General features: G+C 61.8%; 18 protein-coding genes. 10 read left to right on the top strand and 8 right to left on the bottom strand.

The features are described from left to right. Positions 1–71 precede the first annotated feature (71 nt). Entirely contained in the window at positions 72–2021 is a 1950-nt protein-coding gene (locus tag ACX3VQ_RS09940; protein WP_462580899.1) for an alkyl/aryl-sulfatase, read from the top strand. Between the two features lie 22 nt (positions 2022–2043). Here the strand turns inward: ACX3VQ_RS09940 and mltG are convergent, their stop codons facing one another. The 4 genes from mltG to aspS form a co-directional block, all read right to left on the bottom strand. Then, the gene (gene mltG, locus ACX3VQ_RS09945) at positions 2044–3006 is read right to left on the bottom strand and encodes an endolytic transglycosylase MltG (RefSeq protein WP_462580900.1); all 963 of its coding nucleotides are present in this window, start codon (positions 3004–3006) and stop codon (positions 2044–2046) included. Between the two features lies 1 nt (position 3007). Further along, the gene (gene fabF, locus ACX3VQ_RS09950; RefSeq protein WP_462580901.1) at positions 3008–4267 is read right to left on the bottom strand and encodes a beta-ketoacyl-ACP synthase II; all 1260 of its coding nucleotides are present in this window, start codon (positions 4265–4267) and stop codon (positions 3008–3010) included. Positions 4268–4408: 141 nt separating this feature from the next. Next, positions 4409–4645 carry an acyl carrier protein gene (locus ACX3VQ_RS09955; protein WP_462572949.1) on the bottom strand — a complete coding sequence of 79 codons (237 nt, stop codon included), beginning with the start codon at positions 4643–4645 and terminating at the stop codon, positions 4409–4411. Positions 4646–4763: 118 nt separating this feature from the next. Then, the gene (gene aspS / locus ACX3VQ_RS09960; RefSeq protein WP_462580902.1) at positions 4764–6560 is read right to left on the bottom strand and encodes an aspartate--tRNA ligase; all 1797 of its coding nucleotides are present in this window, start codon (positions 6558–6560) and stop codon (positions 4764–4766) included. Positions 6561–6741: 181 nt separating this feature from the next. Between aspS and rnd the strand changes: the two genes are divergently transcribed. Together rnd and ACX3VQ_RS09970 are read left to right on the top strand one after the other, a co-directional pair. Then, positions 6742–7944 carry a ribonuclease D gene (gene rnd, locus ACX3VQ_RS09965; protein ID WP_462572946.1) on the top strand — a complete coding sequence of 401 codons (1203 nt, stop codon included), beginning with the start codon at positions 6742–6744 and terminating at the stop codon, positions 7942–7944. A gap of 621 nt (positions 7945–8565) precedes the next feature. After that, on the top strand, positions 8566–9462 hold the full coding sequence (locus tag ACX3VQ_RS09970; protein WP_462580903.1) for a LysR substrate-binding domain-containing protein: 897 nt from the start codon (positions 8566–8568) through the stop codon (positions 9460–9462). A gap of 9 nt (positions 9463–9471) precedes the next feature. Here ACX3VQ_RS09970 and ACX3VQ_RS09975 read toward each other — a convergent pair whose 3' ends face one another. Both ACX3VQ_RS09975 and pgsA read right to left on the bottom strand, forming a co-directional pair. Beyond that, positions 9472–9810, bottom strand: coding sequence for a hypothetical protein (locus ACX3VQ_RS09975; protein WP_462572942.1), 339 nt, complete (start codon positions 9808–9810; stop codon positions 9472–9474). Between the two features lie 118 nt (positions 9811–9928). Further along, on the bottom strand, positions 9929–10522 hold the full coding sequence (gene pgsA, locus ACX3VQ_RS09980) for a CDP-diacylglycerol--glycerol-3-phosphate 3-phosphatidyltransferase (protein WP_462580905.1): 594 nt from the start codon (positions 10520–10522) through the stop codon (positions 9929–9931). Positions 10523–10637: 115 nt separating this feature from the next. On the opposite strand from pgsA, the gene ACX3VQ_RS09985 reads away from it, so the two are divergent. Further along, positions 10638–11948: an MFS transporter gene (locus ACX3VQ_RS09985; protein ID WP_462580906.1), complete on the top strand. Its 1311-nt coding sequence runs from the start codon at positions 10638–10640 to the stop codon at positions 11946–11948. Here the strand turns inward: ACX3VQ_RS09985 and ACX3VQ_RS09990 are convergent. Then, on the bottom strand, positions 11945–12136 hold the full coding sequence (locus ACX3VQ_RS09990; protein WP_462572938.1) for a hypothetical protein: 192 nt from the start codon (positions 12134–12136) through the stop codon (positions 11945–11947). The two genes, ACX3VQ_RS09985 and ACX3VQ_RS09990, sit on opposite strands and share 4 nt — an antisense overlap. Positions 12137–12274: 138 nt before the next feature. Between ACX3VQ_RS09990 and ACX3VQ_RS09995 the strand changes: the two genes are divergently transcribed. Next, the gene (locus ACX3VQ_RS09995) at positions 12275–13936 is read left to right on the top strand and encodes a thiamine pyrophosphate-binding protein (protein ID WP_462580907.1); all 1662 of its coding nucleotides are present in this window, start codon (positions 12275–12277) and stop codon (positions 13934–13936) included. Here the strand turns inward: ACX3VQ_RS09995 and ACX3VQ_RS10000 are convergent. Continuing rightward, on the bottom strand, positions 13933–14358 hold the full coding sequence (locus ACX3VQ_RS10000) for an EVE domain-containing protein (RefSeq protein ID WP_462580908.1): 426 nt from the start codon (positions 14356–14358) through the stop codon (positions 13933–13935). The two genes, ACX3VQ_RS09995 and ACX3VQ_RS10000, sit on opposite strands and share 4 nt — an antisense overlap. A 178-nt stretch (positions 14359–14536) precedes the next feature. On the opposite strand from ACX3VQ_RS10000, the gene dapF reads away from it, so the two are divergent. The 5 genes from dapF (at position 14537) to ACX3VQ_RS10025 (ending at position 18797) form a co-directional block, all read left to right on the top strand. Further along, complete coding sequence (gene dapF / locus ACX3VQ_RS10005) at positions 14537–15367, top strand: diaminopimelate epimerase (RefSeq protein ID WP_462580909.1); 831 nt, start codon at positions 14537–14539, stop codon at positions 15365–15367. Next, on the top strand, positions 15364–16539 hold the full coding sequence (locus tag ACX3VQ_RS10010) for a MiaB/RimO family radical SAM methylthiotransferase (RefSeq protein ID WP_462580910.1): 1176 nt from the start codon (positions 15364–15366) through the stop codon (positions 16537–16539). Before dapF ends, ACX3VQ_RS10010 begins: the two co-directional genes overlap by 4 nt. Then, positions 16536–17474: a signal recognition particle-docking protein FtsY gene (gene ftsY / locus ACX3VQ_RS10015; RefSeq protein WP_462580911.1), complete on the top strand. Its 939-nt coding sequence runs from the start codon at positions 16536–16538 to the stop codon at positions 17472–17474. The genes ACX3VQ_RS10010 and ftsY overlap by 4 nt, the downstream gene beginning before the upstream one ends. Beyond that, positions 17474–18124 carry an inner membrane-spanning protein YciB gene (locus ACX3VQ_RS10020; RefSeq protein WP_462580912.1) on the top strand — a complete coding sequence of 217 codons (651 nt, stop codon included), beginning with the start codon at positions 17474–17476 and terminating at the stop codon, positions 18122–18124. Before ftsY ends, ACX3VQ_RS10020 begins: the two co-directional genes overlap by 1 nt. Positions 18125–18224: 100 nt before the next feature. Then, a complete protein-coding gene (locus ACX3VQ_RS10025) occupies positions 18225–18797 on the top strand; it encodes a urate hydroxylase PuuD (protein ID WP_462580913.1) in 573 nt (190 codons plus the stop codon). Positions 18798–18842: the final 45 nt, after the last annotated feature.

Here is an 18842-nt window from a genome sequence, read left to right on the forward strand (position 1 = left end):
CCTCCTGATATGATAGCTTGTCGCCGCAGCCCATATCGAGCAATCTGGCGACAAGACAAGGGGAGAGGGAAATGACAAGAACCATGCTGGCAGGCTTCCTGGCCGGGATCTCGTTCGCGAGCGTCGCAGCGGCGCAAGAGGGGGCAAAGGCCGCCTCGCCAGCAACGGTGGAAGCGCAGCAGGCCGTGGCAGCAGCCCTGCCGACTGACGGCACGCGCGATGCGGATTTCGCCCTGCGCGGCTTCGTGGCCACGCGCGATGACCCGATCATCCGCAATGCGGCAGGCGAGCCAGTCTGGAACCTCGATGCCTATGGTTTTGTCGAGGGCGAGGCGCCCGCCACGGTCAACCCCAGCCTGTGGCGGCACATGCGCTATCTGAGGCACCACGGCCTGTTCGAAGTGGCAGGCGGCGTGTGGCAGGTGCGCGGCTTTGACCTTTCGAACATGACGGTGGTGCGCGGCGAAACCGGGTGGATCCTGATCGATCCGCTGACCACCAGCGAGGTTGCAGCTGCGGCGCTCGAGCTGGTCAATGCTACACTGGGCGAGCGCCCCGTTTCCGCAGTGATCTACAGCCACAGCCATGCCGATCACTTTGGCGGCGTGCGCGGCGTGACAAGCGCCGAAGATGTGGCGGCGGGGCGCACACAGATCATCGCGCCCGAACATTTCATGGAAGAGGCAGCGTCCGAGAACGTGATGGCTGGCGGCGCCATGCAGCGCCGCGCGGCCTATCAGTTCGGTGCCGGGCTGGTGCCGGGGGATAGTGGCCAGATGGGCAGCGGGATCGGCTCGGCCGTATCTCGCGGCACGATCAGCCTGCTCCCGCCCACCGACACGATCACCCGCACGGGGGAGACCCGCACAGTCGATGGCGTGGAACTGGAGTTCCAGATCGTTTCAGGCAGCGAGGCGCCCGCCGAACTCAATGTGTTTGTCACGCCCGCCAAGACATTCCTTGCGGCCGAGATCGCGACCTGCACCATGCACAATATCCTCACCCCGCGCGGGGCGAAGGTGCGCGACGCACGTGCCTGGGCACATTTCCTCGACGAGGCAGTGCAGGATTTCGCGCCGAAAAGCGACGTCGTGATCTCGAGCCACTGCTGGCCGCAATTCGGGCGCGAGGCAGGGGTGGCGTGGCTCAGCGCCCAGCGCGACAATTACCGCTACCTGCATGACCAGACCGTGCGGCTGATGAACCGGGGCGCGACCATGGCCGAGATCGCCGAGGCGGTGCCGCTGCCGCCGCAATTGGCCGAAGAATGGTCGAACCACGGCTATTACGGCACCTACAGCCACAATTCGAAGGCGATCTACCAATATTATCTCGGTTGGTATGATGCTGTGCCGGCCCACCTCAACCCCCACCCGCCGGTTGCCCGTGCGGCCCGCCTGATCGCGGCGCTGGGCGGCGCCGATCGCGTGATCGCGCTGGCCCGAAATGCCATGGCCAAGGGTGACTATCGCTGGTCATCAGACCTGCTGCAGCAGCTTGTATTTGCCGATCCGGAAAATGCCGAAGGCAAGGGTCTGCTGGCTGACAGTTACGAGCAGCAAGGCTACCAGTCAGAAAGTGCGATCTGGCGTAACCAGTTCCTGGCTGCCGCCTACGAGCTGCGCAACGGAAGGCCAGACAATTTCGCCACGCAAAGCACTGATTTGATCGCCGCAGTTCCCACTGGCCTGCTGCTTGATTCGGTTGCAACCCGCTATGATCCCACCCGGCTTGGGCGCGATCTCCTGCGCGTGCAGATCAATCTCAGCGATCGCGGCGAAACGGCGGTCCTGGAAGCCAATGACAGCGTGTTGATCGCGCGGATGGGCGAAACCGGCGAGGCGGCGGCGGCGACCATCACCGGCCCGCGGCAATTGCTGCTGGGGCTGATGTTCCTCAAGCTGCCCCTGGCTCAGATGCAGGCAGCCGGGCTGAAGGTGGAAGGCGACGCGGGGGCGCTGCAGGACTTGCTTGACGCGCTCGACCCGATGCCGGGAACCTTCGACATCGTCACGCCTTAAGGCGCCGCCGAGGGTCCTGACCCTAGATGCCCTTCTCCGCGCGAAACCTGCGCCATGCCGCCACATTGCGGTTATGCTCTTCCAGCGTTTCGGCAAACACGTGCCCGCCGCTGCCATCGGCGACATAGTAAAGCGCGCTGGTTTTCGCCGGATTGAGCGCCGCCGTTATCGCCGCACGGCTGGGGTTGGAGATCGGCCCAGCGGGTAGCCCGGCTATTGCTCTGGTGTTGTAGGGATTGGCATCGCGCAGTTCCGACCGGCGGATCATGCGGCCCAGCGGCTTGCCCTTCGTGATCGGATAGATGGTGGTCGCATCGGCGCCCAGCATCATGCCGATGCGAATGCGGTTGGAGAGCACGCCGGACACTAGGCCAAGCTCCTCCTTGTCCTGCGTTTCCTTCTCGATGATCGAGGCCAGGATCACCGCTTGGCGTTTGGACTTCACTGCCGCACTGGGGCTGCGCTTTTCCCACGCCTGATCGATATAGCCGGTCATCGCATCCTGCATCCGCGCAAGGACCGCAGCGCGCGGCTCACCGCGTTCGAAATCATAGGTATCGGGCAATACCGATCCCTCGGCAGGCACCGCGACTTCACCCGTAAGCAGTTCCTCCGCCATCAGGCGTTCGTAGACCATGATCGACGGCATGCCTTCGGGAATGGTCACGAAACGGCGGATCACGTCACCCTGCTGGAAGGCGCGCAGGATGTCGCCCTGCCCCATATCCGGGGTCAGCCGGAATTCCCCGGCCTGAATCGGCGCATCTCCGCCCAGCAACCTGGCATGCAGAACGAAACCGTCAGCCGAACTGATCAGCCCTTCATCCTCAAGCTTCTTCGCCACTGCGGTGAGCGACGAGCCTGAGGGAATGACAAAGGCTGTCGGCTGTTCGATCCTGGCTGAACCGAACAGCACCGACAGCGCAATCGCCCCCGCCACGAGCAGCGCCAGGATGGCCGCAACGAGGCAGCCGCCGCGTTTCACGTCAGCTGACCTGCTTCATCACCAGCGAGGCATTGGTGCCGCCAAAGCCGAAGCTGTTGTTGAGCACGGCACGAACTTGCCGCTTTTTTGCCTTGAGCGGGACCAGATCAACGCCTTCCGTGCCCTCGTCCGGATTGTGCAGATTGAGCGTGGGCGGCACGATCTGGTCGCGCATCGCCAGGATACAGAAGATCGCCTCCACCGCGCCAGCGCCGCCCAGCAGGTGGCCGATAGCCGATTTGGTGCTGCTCATCGATGCCCCCGAAAGGTCATCACCCAGCACACGCTTGACTGCCGCTAGCTCGATCGTGTCGGCCATGGTCGAGGTGCCATGCGCATTGACATAATCGATGTCGCCACGTCCCATTCCGGCCTTGCGCAGCGCCATTTCCATCGCCAGCTGCGCACCCTTTCCTTCAGGGTGCGGGGCAGTGACGTGATAGGCATCGCCCGACAGGCCATAACCAACCACTTCGGCATAGATCTTCGCGCCGCGCGCCTTGGCGTGTTCGTATTCCTCAAGCACGACCACGCCAGCACCTTCGCCCATCACGAAGCCGTCGCGGTCCTTGTCATAGGGGCGGCTGGCCTCTGTCGGGCGGTCATTCATGCTCATGTTGAGCGCGCGCGCCTGCGCGAAACCGGCCACGCCGAGCGGATTGATGGTCGATTCCGAGCCACCCGCCAGCATTACATCGGCATCGCCATCCTTGATCATGCGCGCTGCATCGCCGATGGAGTGCGCCCCGGTCGAACAGGCAGTGACGACCGCATGGTTGGGCCCCATCAACCCGTATTTGATCGAAACCTGGCCGCTGATCAGGTTGATCAGGCGACCATGGACGAAATGCGGGCTGACACGGCCCGGCCCGCGTTCGTGCAGCACGATCGATTCGCTTTCGATCCCCGGCAATCCGCCAATGCCTGAACCGATCGAGCAACCGGTGCGCAGCTTCAGGTCTTCATCCATCTCGGCCAGGCCGGCGTCTTCGAGCGCCTGGCCCGCCGCGTCGATGCCGTAGATGATGAAGGGATCGACCTGGCGCTGGACCTTGTGATCGACGCGCTTGTTGGGATCGAAGCCGTATTCATGATCGGCCGGTTTCACTTCGCAGGCAATCTGACACTTCTGGTCAGAGGCATCGAAACGGGTGATCGGGCCCGCCCCGCTCTTGCCAGCGATCAGATTGCTCCAGCTCGTCTCTACATCGCCACCCAGCGGGGTAACAAGGCCAAGACCGGTAACGACGACACGACGCATCGATTTCTCCGTATTCCAGTTCAGGATCGCACTTTCGGGCGACCAGAATGCAACAGGCTCAACCCCAAGGGGCCGAGCCTGTCAATATCCCGCCAATGTGATGGCGTTGCCACCTGCGTGCGGGCGAAAGACGTGAAGGACCTAGCCCTTGTTGTCTTCGATATATTTCGTGGCATCACCAACGGTGGTGATCTTTTCAGCCGCATCGTCAGGGATTTCGACGCCGAATTCCTCTTCGAACGCCATCACCAGTTCGACGATGTCGAGGCTGTCTGCGCCCAGATCGTCGATGAAGCTGGCTTCCTGGGTGACCTTGTCGGCCTCAACACCAAGGTGCTCGACAACAATCTTCTGCACGCGGTCGGCAGTATCGCTCATAATGTTCCCTCTGCTTATGGGGTTTTGAATTTCGTCATTCGCCCTAATGAACGGATCGGCGCAGCGCAAGAGGCATAGGAATTCGCTTCTGCGACTTTGCGCCGCGCTTATGCGCCCCTTATGCCCCTTCACCCTCTTTCTTGGGCGGTTCGACCACCCGCAGGTGCAATTCGCGCAGCTGCTTGGGATCTGGCCTGCTGGGCGCGCCCATCAGCAGGTCTTCGGCCTTCTGGTTCATCGGGAACAGGGTGATCTCGCGCAGGTTCTGCGCCCCGCACAGCAGCATCACGATCCGGTCCACCCCGGCGGCCATCCCGCCATGCGGCGGCGCGCCATACTGGAAGGCGCGGTACATGCCGCCGAACTGCTGTTCGACGTCCGCCTTTGACAGGCCGACAATCTCGAACGCCTTGACCATGGTTTCGGGCCGGTGGTTACGGATCGATCCCGATGCGATCTCATAGCCATTGCAGACCAGGTCATACTGATAGGCGTTGATGGTCAGCGGATCCTGGTTCTCCAGCGCGTCGAGCCCGCCCTGCGGCATGGAGAAGGGGTTGTGGCTGAAATCGACCTTCTTCTCGTCCTCGTCATACTCGTAGAACGGGAAATCGACGATCCAGGCGAGTTCGAAGCGGTTCCGGTCGATCAGGTCGAGCTGCTCGGCCACGCGGATGCGCGCGGCCCCTGCCAGCTTGGCGGCATCGGACTCCTTGCCCGCAGCAAAGAACAGTCCGTCATTCTCGCCCAGGCCCAGCTCGGCATAGAGCACTTCCATACCCTCTTGCCCGTGGTTCTTGGCGATCGGCCCGCCAAACTCGCCCAACTTGCGCGTGACATAGCCCAGCCCCGCGAAGCCTTCCTTGCGTGCCCAGTCATTCATGTCGTCGAAGAACTTGCGGCTTTTCTCATGCGTGCCGGGCGCAGGAACCACACGCACCACGCCGCCGCCGCCCACGATCTTCTCGAACAAGCCGAAGCCCGACTGCTGGAAGTGCTGTGAGACATCGCTGATTATCAGCGGGTTGCGCAGATCGGGCTTGTCGGTGCCATATTTCAGGATCGCTTCGGCATAGGGGATGCGCGGAAAGCTGCCCGCGGGCGTTACATGTTTGCCATTGGCGAACGCCTCGAACGTGCCGGCGATCACCGGCTCCATCGTCTCCCACACCTCTTCCTGCGTCACGAAACTCATCTCGAGGTCGAGCTGGTAGAATTCACCCGGCAGCCGGTCGGCGCGCGGGTCTTCGTCGCGAAAACAGGGCGCGATCTGGAAATAGCGGTCGAACCCCGCCACCATCAGCAGCTGCTTGTACTGCTGCGGGGCCTGCGGCAGCGCGTAGAACTTGCCCGCGTGGATGCGGCTGGGGACCAGGAAGTCGCGCGCACCCTCGGGGCTGGAAGCGGTCAGGATCGGGGTCGAGAATTCGTTGAAGCCCACCGCGCGCATCCGCTCGCGCATGTCAGCCACCACCGCCACGCGGGTCATGATGTTCCGGTGCAGCGTTTCGCGGCGCAGATCGAGGAAGCGGTATTTGAGGCGGATATCCTCAGGGTATTCCTGCTCGCCCGCAACCGGCATCGGCAGTTCTTCGGCGGCACTCTGGATCGTGACCTCGCGCGCGAAAACTTCGATCGCGCCGGTCGGCAAATCCTTGTTCACCGTTTCGGGCGTGCGCGCCTTCACATTGCCGTCGATCGTCACGACCGATTCGAGTCGCAACCTTTCCAGCACCGGCAATGCAGCCGAATCCTCGTCCGCCACGATCTGCGTAATGCCGAAATGATCGCGCAGGTCGATGAACAGCACCCCGCCATGGTCGCGCTTGCGGTGGATCCAGCCCGAAAGACGGACGGATTCGCCAACATTTGCTTCACCAAGCTGTGCGCAATTGTGGGTACGATAGGCGTGCATCTAATATCTTTCCAAATTCGGGTGTATGGCGCTATGGGCGCGCCCAGGCAAAAGCGCGCAAGCCCGTGTGCGTTTCAAGCGCGCGCTAACAGGGGAAGAGGGTGGCTTTGTCAAGGTTCCCCTTCCGAAATGGGCCGCAAGGCCCGAGGGCGGTACTCCGCCCCACACAAAGAAAAGACGGATGAAAATACACGATCTGATAACCACAACCGACGCTCTGACACAGCTGTGCGAGCGCCTTTCCACTTCCGAATTCGTGACGGTCGATACCGAATTCATGCGCGAAAACACCTATTGGCCCGAACTGTGCCTGGTGCAAATCGCGAATGATAAAGAGGCCGCCGCGATCGATCCGCTGGCAGATGGCATTGACCTTGCCCCGCTGCTGCGGCTGCTGACGGAAAATGAGGATGTGCTCAAGGTGTTTCATGCCGGCGGGCAGGATGTCGAGATCATCGTCAACCTTGCCGGAAAAACCCCGCACCCGATCTTCGACACGCAGATCGCGATGATGGCAATCAGCCAGAACGACCAGATCGGTTATGCCAATCTCGTCGAAGCCTGGCTCGACATCACCATCGACAAGGGCGCGCGATTTACCGATTGGAGCCGCCGCCCGCTCACTGACCGGCAGATCGAATATGCCATCGGCGACGTTACGCATCTTTCGAAAATCTTCCCCAGGATCCTGAACAAGCTGATCAAGACCGGGCGCGGCGACTGGCTCGACGCGGAAATGGACAAGCTTGCAGATGCCTCCAACTATCTGATCGATCCTGACCAGGCCTGGCGGCGAATTCGCCAGTCCGGGCGCAATCCCCAGGTGCTTGGGCGGCTCAAGGTTCTGGCGGCGTGGCGCGAAAGCGAAGCGCAGCACAAGAATATCCCGCGCGGCCGGATCATGCGCGATGAGACCCTGGCCGATATCGCCAGCCACCCGCCGCGCCAGCAAGCCGATCTGGCCAAGGTGCGCGGGCTTTCATCCGCCTGGCGCGACAATGACATCGGCAAGCGGCTGATGAAAGTGCTCGAAAAGGCGGAGCCGATCGACAAGGACGAGATTCCCGAAAAGATGAAGCGCGGCGCGCCATTGGGCAAGGAAGGCGCGCTGGTGGCGGACCTCCTCAAGCTGCTGCTCAAGATCCGCAGCCGCGAGATTGACGTCGCCACTCGGCTGTTGACGCGGGCCGAAGAGATGGAGGCGCTCGCTGCCGGGGTGCGTGACCTGCCGGTGCTGCAGGGCTGGCGATATGACATTTTCGGGCGGGACGCGCTGCAACTGGTGGAAGGCAAGCTCGCCTTTGCGGTGAAGCGCGGCAAGCTGACGATGACGCATATCGACGATATACAGGCCGAGATGGAAGAGGCACTGGCAGCGGAGTGAGGGCTACCTGCGTGCGGCGGGTGTCGGGATCCGGGCAAGTTCTCGCGCGGAGACGCGAAGGCTAGACCGTGAGCCCCTCTCCCTCAAGGGAGGGGAGGTAAAGCTCGGCATCTCTGCGTGAGGCGACTCCCCTCCACCACCCTGCGGGCGGCCCCCTCCCCGCTTCGGGGCAGACCGCAAAAATCCCCCTCTCCCAACCCTCTCCCGCAAGGGGAGAGGGCTTGGCGCCTTTGCGCCTTTGCGCGAAACCAAATGTTGCTGACTGCCACACTGGATTGCTTCGTCGCTTCGCTCCTCGCAATGACGAGCTACGTGGCCCGCTTTCCTACTTACATCGCTAGGAGCTAGGCCTTGTGCCATGCCAGCAATCCCTAGCCCCATCGCTCCCACCCAAAAGTCACATGTCCTTCGCCGCAAAGTGACGCTTTGCGAGCCGCAGAGTCACGCTTCCGCGTAGCAGGTTTACACTTCCGCACGCCAGCTTCACGCTTTTCGGCAAACGGTCACACTTTTCGCCCCAAGGTTCACACAATGGCGCTTTTTGCCTTTAGACCGTGTTCCATGTGTTCCATCCTGCGGGACTTTGCGCCTTCGCCGTGTCGGGCTAAGGGCATAGGCAGCATGTCCACCTACCTCCCCACCATCAAGCAGCTGCAATATCTCGTCGCACTCCACGAACACGGCCATTTCGGGCGCGCGGCGGAAAGTTGCTTCGTCTCGCAATCGACGCTTTCGGCGGGGATTCGCGAGCTCGAATCGCTGCTGGGCGTGACCTTGGTCGAGCGCACGCGCCGGGTGGTGCGCTTTACCGCGCTGGGCGAGCAGGTGGTGGAAAAGGCGCACCGGCTGCTGCGCGAGGCAGAGGAGCTTTCGGATCTGGTGCAGGCAGCGGGCAAGCCGCTTTCGGGCACGCTGCGGATGAGCGTGATCCCCACAATCGCACCCTTCATGCTGCCGCGCATCCTGCCGCGGCTGAAGCGCGAGCGGCCCGAGCTCAAGCTGATGCTGCGCGAGGAAACCAGCCACGACGCGGTCGAATCGCTGCAGCACGGGCGGGTCGATTGCGTGCTGCTGGCCCTGCCCTTTGCCACCGGCGAGGTGGAGATGGCGCATATCGCCGATGACCAGCTTTATGTCGCCTTTCCCAAGGATGACCCGCGTGACCCGCCAGATTCGATCCCCGCCTCGATGATCGATGAAGGCAGGCTGCTGCTGCTGGAAGACGGGCATTGCCTGAAGGAACATGCGCTGGCGGCGTGCAACCGGCCCGAACTGCGCGCCTCTGCCACCATGATCGGCACTTCGCTGCATACGTTGGTGCAGATGGTGAACAATGATCTGGGCCTGACGATGCTGCCGGAAATGGCGCTCGATGCCGGAATCCTCAACGGCACCGATGTGGTCGCACGGCCATTGCGGGCGAAGAATGCCAAGCGCGAGATCGCGCTGATCTGGCGCAAGAACAGCCCGCGTTCGGAAGAGTTCGAATTGCTGGCGGAGGAATTGCGCGAAGGTTAGCGCAGGGTGTCAGGCCTTGGCGGGTGCGAGGCGGGACTTGGCGAAACGCTCAAATTTCCGCGCCGCGAACAATGGCACCACCACCGACAGCGCGATGCCGGCCAGCGAACAGAAGCCGAGCCACAGGGCCATGAGCGACCCGCCTGACTGATACATCGCATAGAGGACCGGCACAGCCATGATCACGCCGCGCACTTCGTTGAAGACGATGGCGACCCAGCCAATCTTGAGAAAGGCGGCAATCAAGGTGGAAAGCGTGGCGCTCATGGGGCCTTGGTATCCCCAAATGCTTTCCAAGAAGTTGATGTTGGCTGCGGCAAATGCCGCTGGCCAGATCAAACCATTCATGTTCGCGGCCTTTCGCTTTGCGAGCGCTCAGTTCCTGAATGGAATACGCACCAGAAGCGCATTTGGTTTCAAGACGCCGGTTGATTTCATGCCCGATTATCTGATTCGCAGCGAAGGTTCAGTCCATGTGCTTGAGGCCGACACGCAGGTAATCCCACCCCGTCATCAGCGTCAGGATCGCAGCCGCCCAAAGTGTGGTGAGGCCAACCGTATGCGGCACATTGGCCTCGATCCCGCCAATGTCCATGTTCCATTCGGGCAGCCCGCGCCCAAGGATGAGCGCACCCAGCGCGATGATCTGGAAGGTCGTTTTCCACTTGGCAAGCTTGGTCACCGGCACGGAGACCTGCAATCCGCCCAGGAATTCGCGCAGGCCCGACACGGCGATCTCCCGCACCAGAATGATCAGCCCGGCAATCACATGCATGTCACCGACATAGGGGCCGCGCAGCACGCCCTGTGCGGTGAGCACCAGGATCACGGCGGCTATCATGATCTTGTCCGCGATCGGATCGAGGAAGATGCCGAGCCTGGACACTGCCCCGCTGGAGCGCGCGAGATAGCCGTCGAAATAGTCGGTGATGCCCATCAGGCTGTAGAGCACGAAAGCGATCAAATAGCCGGTTTGCCAATTCGGCCACCACAGGAAGAAGGCCAGCAGCGGCACCGCGCCGATCCGGGACAGGGTGAGGATATTGGGCAAGGTCAGCATCAGGCACTTCCCTTAGCGCGTTGCGGCGCCGGGCAAAAGATGGCTGGAAAGGCTTGTTCACCGCTCACCCCCACCCTAGGATCATCTGCAATGAAGCGGCAGCGGGGCTGATTGGATGAGCACTTCAACGCATCTGCTGCGCCGGCGGCGCTTCCTGCCGCTGTTCTGCACCCAATTGCTCAACGCCTTCAACGACAATCTCTACAAGACCGCGATGGTGCTGTTCGTGGTTTACAGCGTCTATGATGACGAAAGCGCCGAAGGCATCTTCAGTGCGGTGGCATCGGCGCTGTTCATCCTGCCTTTCTTCATCCTTTCGGCGCTGGCGGGGCAGCTCGCCGACATGCGCGACAAGGCGAAGATCATCCGCACAGTGAAGATGTGCGAGATCGGCCTGATGCTGATCGGTGCGAGCGGGCTCTATCTCGCCTGGCGCGGAATTTCGGTCGATACGCTGGCGATCCCGCTGCTGCTGCTGGCATTGTTTCTCACGGGCGTGCAGTCGACCTTTCTTGGCCCGATCAAATACGCCATCCTGCCGCAGCACTTGAAGAAGGATGAAGTTCTGGCGGGCACCGGCCTGGTCGAAGCGGGGACCTATATCGCGATTCTGACCGGTACCATTCTGGCCGGATGGATACCGGTCGAATGGGCAGCCGGCGGCATCATCGCAACATCCGTCATAGGTTATTTGACAAGCCGCCAGGTCCCCGCTGCCCCGCCCATTGCCGATTACGAGAAGCTCGACTGGCACATCATTCGCGCATCGATCGGGCTGATCAGGAAAACGATGCTCGATCGGCAGATCTATTATGCCATATTGGCGATCAGCTTTTTCTGGACCATTGGAGCCGTCCTGTTCATCCAGTTCCCGCCACTGGCCAAGAACACGCTCATGGCAAGCAAGGAAGTCGCCAGCCTGTTCCTGGTGATCTTCTCGGTAGGGGTGGCAATCGGATCGATATCGATCAACGCGCTGCTCAAGGGCACCGTATCGGCGCGCTATTCACCAGCCTCGGTGATCGTGATGGGCCTGTTCGTGATCGCCTTCTACCTCGTGTGCCGCATGTGGCACGCTGACCAGCCGACCGAGCTTCTCAGCGTAAGCGAATTTCTCGCCTGGCCGCTGGCCACAGTCATCATGCTGTGCCTGCTGGGGATAGCGATTGCGGGCGGGATGTTCGTTGTGCCGCTATACGCATTTCTCACCACCCGCTGCTCGCCTGATGCCGCAGCGCGCACGATTGCCGCGAACAACATCGTCAATTCCGGTGCGATGGTGGGCGGTGCGCTGGTCGCCATGGCGCTAAGCGCGATTGGCGTGCCGGTGGTGGAACAATTGCTGCTCAGCGCGGCGATGTGCCTGATTTCTGCATACCTGGGCCGGCAGCTGCACAGGGCCGAGCTGGAGGCTGGGCCGGTCTAAGCGAAGAAAACGAGCACCGCTGCGAATGTCGCGAAGTAGGCGGTGGCGAATCCGCGCACATCTTCGCGCGTCAGCTTCCACAGCACTTCGGCGGGTGCCTCATACTCATTGCTGCGGACATGCGCCGGCAACAGCGCCCGAAATGGGTGCCTTGCCTGCTCGTCGGTCAATACCAGGTTCCTACGCATGGGGGTTTCTTAACCCGATGCTAACCATTTCGCGCGCTCTGATTTCGGGCTGTCGCAAGGCGGGACATTAAGCATCCCTGTTCATGGTGACCTGTGGATAGATTGCTTCGCTTGCAATGCAGGTTTAAGCCCCGCGACATGACTGCACGCCCTACTCCCGATGCCGCAAAGCTGCTGGTCGAATGCCTGATCGAACAAGGCGCAGACCGCATCTTCACCGTTCCCGGCGAAAGCTTCCTGCAAGTGCTTGATGCGCTACATGGCCGCGACGAAATCGATCTTGTCACCTGCCGCCAGGAAGGCGGCGTCGCTTTCATGGCCTGCGCAGATGGAACGATGACCGGAAGGCCGGGCATTGCCTTTGTTACGCGCGGCCCGGGCGCGACCAACGCCAGCATCGGGGTGCATGTGGCGCATCAGGATTCGCAGCCGATGATCCTGTTCGTGGGCGATGTCGACCGCTCGATGCGCGAGCGCGAAGGGTTTCAGGAAGTGGACTTCCCGGCCTTCTTCAGCCCGATCTGCAAATGGGCGGCACGGATCGACAGCGCGGACCGGATTCCCGAATTCGTCGCACGTGCCTTTGCCACTGCGATCTCGGGCCGCCCCGGCCCGGTGGTGCTTGCCCTGCCCGAAGACATGCTGGATGATGCCACGCAGGCTAAACCGCGCCCTTTCGTAACCCGGCCATCGCAAGCCGCCTGCCCCGATGCGATGCAAGCGCTGATGGCGCTGATCGGTGATGCGGCCAGCCCGATTGCGATCATCGGTGGGGCTGGCTGGAACCCCAAGGCACGCGAATACTTCCGGCAATTCGCCGAACGAATCGGCCTGCCGGTTGCGACGGCGTTCCGGCGGCAGGACGCAATTTCGCCTTCTTCACCGGTTTATGCCGGTAATCTTGGCTACGGGCCCAACCCCAAGCTGGTCGAGCGGGTCAAGCAGGCCGATCTGGTCATCGCAGTGGGCGCGCGCCTGGGTGAAGCGACAACAGACGGTTATACCTATCCCGAACTCGACCGCACCGAGCAGCGACTCGTGCATATTCATCCCGACCCGGAGGAATTGAACCGGGTCTATATGACCGATCTGGCGATCTGCTGCGCGATGGATGAATTCGCCGAGGCGGCGGCGCTGTGGGAAGACAATTCGATCATTTCTTTCGACGCCGGGGCTGAAGCACATGCAGAATGGAAGGCATGGTCCACGCCGAAACCGGCCGATTTCCCGCTCGACCTGGGCCAATGCGTTGCCTTCATGCGCGAAACCTGGCCCGCCGATACGATCATCTGCAACGGCGCAGGGAACTTCTCTGGCTGGTGGCACCGCTATTGGCGTTACGAAGGGTTCGCCACGCAGCTCGCCCCTACAGCCGGCGCGATGGGCTATGGCATACCGGCAGCCGTCGCTGCCGCGCGCCGCTTCCCTGATCGCGCAGTGGTGGCGCTGGCGGGTGACGGCGACTTCCTAATGAACGGGCAGGAACTGGCCACCGCCGCCCAATATGGCTGCAACTTGACCGTGCTGGTGATCGATAACGGCGCCTATGGCACGATCCGCATGCACCAGGAACGCGAGTTTCCCGAACGGGTTTCAGGCACACAGCTCGCCAATCCGGATTTTGCCGCGCTGGGTGCCGCATTCGGAGCATGGACCGCCCGCGCGGAAACCACCGATGATTTCAAGCGAGCGCTATCCGAAGCGCGCGGTCGCCAGGGGCTGAAGCTGATCCACTGCAAGATCGATGTCGAACAGCTCGCCGCCAGTGGCGCCACGGTTAGCGGGCTCAGAAGCCGTTAGACGCGATCGGCCAGGCCGCCGCCCATTTCCAGGATCACCTTCCATTCTTCGGGCGTGATCTCGGCTACTGAAAGGCGCCCCAGCCGCACCAGCTCGCAATCGGCAAGCTTTGGCTCTGCCTTGATCTGCTTGAGCGTCACAGGCTGCCTGAGCCTGGCCTTCGGCTTCACCTTCACCGCTGCCCATTTGCCTTCCGGATCAGTCGGATCGGTGATCCCCTCAACCGAAACGGTCACTACACCGACGATCTCCAGCCCTTCGCGAGAATGGTAGAAAAAGGCTTCGTCGCCTATCTTCATCGCTGCAAGATTGTTCTTGGCGCGGTGATTGCGCACGCCGTCCCAGGTGCCTTCCTTTTCGGCCACAAGATCGTCCCAGCTGTATTTGAACGGTTCGGATTTCATCAGCCAGTAGCGTGGCAATATTCTGCTCCTTCAGATTGGAATTTGCGCATCCCTAGAGGCAATTCCCATAAAGCCCAAACCCGCAAGATCGCCTTTGTCATGATCAGCCCCGGCCTGGTCAACCCCGAGATATTCATCCCGGTAGCGACCGAAATGCTGGACGCAGCCCCTGCGCAGGCATAGAGCGCGCTGCGCGATGCGTATTCCCTTCACCAAGATGCACGGCCTCGGCAATGACTTCGTCGTCCTGGATGGGCGCGAAAGCCCCTTGCCCGCGCTGAATGCATTGACTGCAGCCGCGATCGCCGATCGCCGGCAAGGCATCGGCTGCGACCAACTGATCGTGCTCGAGCCGTGCGAACATGCGAGCGCCGATTTCCGTATGCGAATTTTCAACTCGGATGGCGGCGAGGTGGAGGCATGCGGCAATGCCTCGCGGGCCGTAGCACTGCTGCACGGCTCACCTGCAAGGGTGATGACCGGCGGCGGAGTGATCGCGCTGGAGCCGACCGCTGGCGGCGCGCGGGTCGACATGGGCACGCCGCGTTTCGAGTGGGACGCTATCCCGCTCGCCTATGCCATGGATACGCTCAGCATGCCTGTCAGCTGGGAGGATTTGCATGCGCCCTGCGCGGTCAATATCGGCAATCCGCATATCGTGTTCTTCGTCGAGGATTGCGACGCAGTGGAGCTTGAGCGGCTCGGCCCCGAGATCGAGCATGATCCGCTGTTCCCCGAGCGCGTCAACGTGAACGTGGCAACCATCGAGGCAGCTGACCGCATCCGGCTGCGGGTGTGGGAGCGCGGCGCCGGGCTCACCCGGGCCTGCGGAACGGGGGCTTGCGCCACCGCGGTCGCAGCCGCGCGGCGCGGCCTGAGCGGGCGCGAAGTGACGGTAGAGCTTCCCGGTGGCGAGCTTGATATCGCATGGCAAGAGGATGGCAGCATCCTCATGACCGGCCCGGCGACGGAAAGCTTTCGCGGCAGCTTCGCGTGGGAGGACTACGCGAAAGTCACCGCGCGATGAAAGGCCCCAATATTATCTCGCTTGGTTGCCGACTCAATATCGCCGAGAGCGAGCGAATGCGCGGCATGCTCGGCGATGAGCACAATCTGGTTGTGATAAACAGCTGCGCTGTTACCGCCGAAGCCGTGCGCCAGACCCGCCAGGCAATCCGCCGCGCGCGCCGTGCGAACCCCGATGCCCGATTGTTGGTGACGGGATGTGCTGCCGATATCGAACGCGAGCAAATTTCCGCAATGCCCGAAGTGGACGGGTTGATCGCCAACCAGGCCAAGCTTGATCCGCGCGTGTGGAATGTGCCTGCTGCTGCAGTACCCATCGCGCCAAATCGTACCCGCGCCTTCATCGCAGTGCAGAACGGGTGCGATCACGCCTGCACCTTCTGCGTGATCCCGCAGGGCCGCGGCCGCAGCCGGTCACTCACGGTGGCGCAGGTCTTGCGCGAAGTGGAACAGCATCTGGCGCAAGGGGCGGCCGAAGTCGTCCTGACCGGTGTCGATGTTACGAGCTGGGGGTACGATCTGCCCGGCAAGCCGCCGCTCGGCAGCCTTGTGAGCGCGATTTTGCGCACTTTCCCGGAACTGATGCGGCTTCGCATGTCTTCGCTTGATGGTATTGAAATCGATGAAGAACTTTTCGATTTATTTGCCTGTGAACAGCGACTGATGCCGCATCTCCATCTCTCGCTCCAGCACGGTCATGATCTGATCCTCAAGCGGATGAAGCGTCGACACTTGCGCCGCCATGCGGCGGAGCTTGTCGCGCGGCTCAAGCAGCTTCGCCCTGAGCTGGCAATCGGTGCCGATCTGATCGCGGGCTTCCCGACCGAAACCGAAGAGCATCATCGGGCCAATCTCTCGATCATTGGCGAACTGGAAATCGTGCACGGCCACATCTTTCCCTATTCGCCTCGCCCCGGCACGCCCGCCGCCCGCATGCCGCAGCATGATAAGGCGCTGATCAAGCGCCGGGCCAGCGAGCTGCGCGGCATGGCGGCAGAAGTTCATAGCGGCTGGCTCCAGACGCTGGTTGGCAAGGAAATGTCGGTCCTCGCCGAACGGGACGGTACAGGCTATGCGCCTGACTTCGCACGGGTCGCGGTTCCCGCCGGCATTGAAGCCGGCTGCATCGTCAAACTGTGCCCGACACAGATCAAGGAAGGACTGCTCGCATGAGCGAGGCGGATAATCCCGGTAAATCCTGGACCGATCGGCTATTTGGCGGATTCCGCAAGACCTCCGAACGGCTGAGCGAAAACCTGACCAGCGTGGTCGGAACCGCCAAGCTTGATGACGCCACGCTCGACGATGTCGAGGACGCGCTGATCATGTCGGACCTTGGCCCGTCGGCGGCAGCGCGCATCCGCACCAGGCTGGCGGAAAAGCGCTTTGGCCTCGAAATCAGCCAGCACGAGCTGAAAGAAGCCGTCGCAGAAGAAATCGCCGAAATCCTGAGACCGGTTGCCAAGCCGCTGGAAATCACTGCCTTCCCGCGCCCGCAGGTGATCCTGGTGATCGGCGTCAATGGCAGCGGCAAGACTACCACCATCGCCAAACTGGCGCATCTGCTTCAGGAAGACGATTATGGCGTGATGCTGGCGGCGGGCGACACGTTCCGCGCAGCGGCGATCGGCCAGCTCGCCACCTGGGCCAAGCGGATCAATGTTCCGATCATTCGCGGCCCCGAAGGCGGCGATCCGGCCAGCGTGGTATTCGACGCGGTCAAGGCGGCGACCGATAAAGGTATCGATGCGCTGATCGTCGATACCGCTGGCCGGCTGCAGAACAAGCGCGAGCTGATGGACGAACTGGCCAAGATCCGCCGCGTGCTGGGCCGCCTCAACCCCGAGGCACCGCATGACGTGGTGCTGGTGCTCGATGCCACCAACGGCCAGAATGCGCTGGCGCAGATTGACGTGTTCAAGGAAGTGGCAGGCGTGACCGGATTGATCATGACCAAGCTGGATGGCACCGCACGCGGCGGCGTGCTGGTCGCTGCGGCCGAGCAATACGGCCTGCCGATCCATGCCATCGGCGTGGGCGAAAAGATTGACGATCTGCGGCCGTTCGATCCTGACCTTGTGGCACGCGTGATTGCTGGAGTAGCCTGATGACAGACAACGGGAAAGATAAGACCAAAGGCACCGGGTGGCTCAATGTCGCGGTCGATTACGGCCCGCTGCTGGTGTTTCTTGGTGTCTATCGCTGGTCCGCACCAGAGGAAGCCGCGCCGATTGCGGAACTGGCCGCTGTCATCAAAGGCACCATAGCATTCATGGTCGCAGCGGTGATCGCGCTGGCTGTATCCAAATGGCGGTTGGGCAAGGTTTCGCCCATGTTGTGGTTTTCAACCGCGCTGATCGTGGGGTTCGGCGCGCTGACGGTGTTCTTTGGCGATCCCACCTTCGTCCAGCTCAAGCCAACAATTATCTATACCATTTTCGGCGTCGCTTTGCTGGTGGGCGTATGGCGTGGGCGGGCACTACTGCAAATATTGCTCGAAGCGGTATTCGAAGGGCTAAGCCAGCAGGGATGGCTTAAGCTGTCACGAAATTGGGGCATCTTCTTCCTGCTGCTGGCGATCCTGAACGAAACTCTGCGCGCACAGATGAGCTTCGAGGGTTGGCTCTGGGCCAAGCTGTGGGTGTTCCTGCCGCTGACTTTCCTGTTCACTTTCAGCCAGATCCCCATGCTGCTGAAGCATGGCCTCAGCCTTGAAGGCGTGGACGAGGAAACCCGCAACCCTCCACCGGCGGGATAACACCGGGACTTGCCAAGCCCGGCAATTGTGACCAGTGTCCGCTCGCTGCGCGGCGCCACAAGGCTGCGCGTTCCGCAACGGACTCTTTAGGGGGAGAACAATGGCAAAACTCTTCGGAAATCTTCATCTCGTCATGGCAATCGGTCTGATTGCCGCACTCGCACTGATGCTCGGCTTTGGCGCCTATACGCCGGTTGACTCCAACTCGGTCGCTCGCTGGCTACACCTGTTCTTCGGCGTGCTGTGGATCGGCCTGCTCTATTACCTCAATTTCGTGCAGGTGCCGACCATGCCGTCAATTCCTGACGAACAAAAAGGCGCCATCTCGAAGCACATCGCGCCCAAGGTGCTGTTCTTCTTCCGCTGGGCTGCTTTGCTCACAGTGGTGACCGGCCTTTGGATAGCCATGGTCAACGGCTACATGGTCGAAGCTCTCACCTTCGCTGGCGAAGGCGCGGTCGACCTGATCGGTGCAGGCATGTGGATGGCGCTGGTGATGGCCTTCAACGTGTGGTTCATCATCTGGCCGGCGCAGAAAAAGGTGCTGGGCATCGTGGAAGCGAGTGCAGAGGAGAAGGCCGCAGCGGCACCCCGCGCACTGATCGCCAGCCGCACCAACGTGCTGCTGTCGATCCCCATGATGTGGGCGATGGTGAGCGCAAACCTGGGCTAAATCGCCGCTATTTTACGGGCCAGTGGGGGCGCTGCGGGCAAATCC

It is taken from the genome of Altererythrobacter chaiwopuensis, assembly GCF_054957735.1.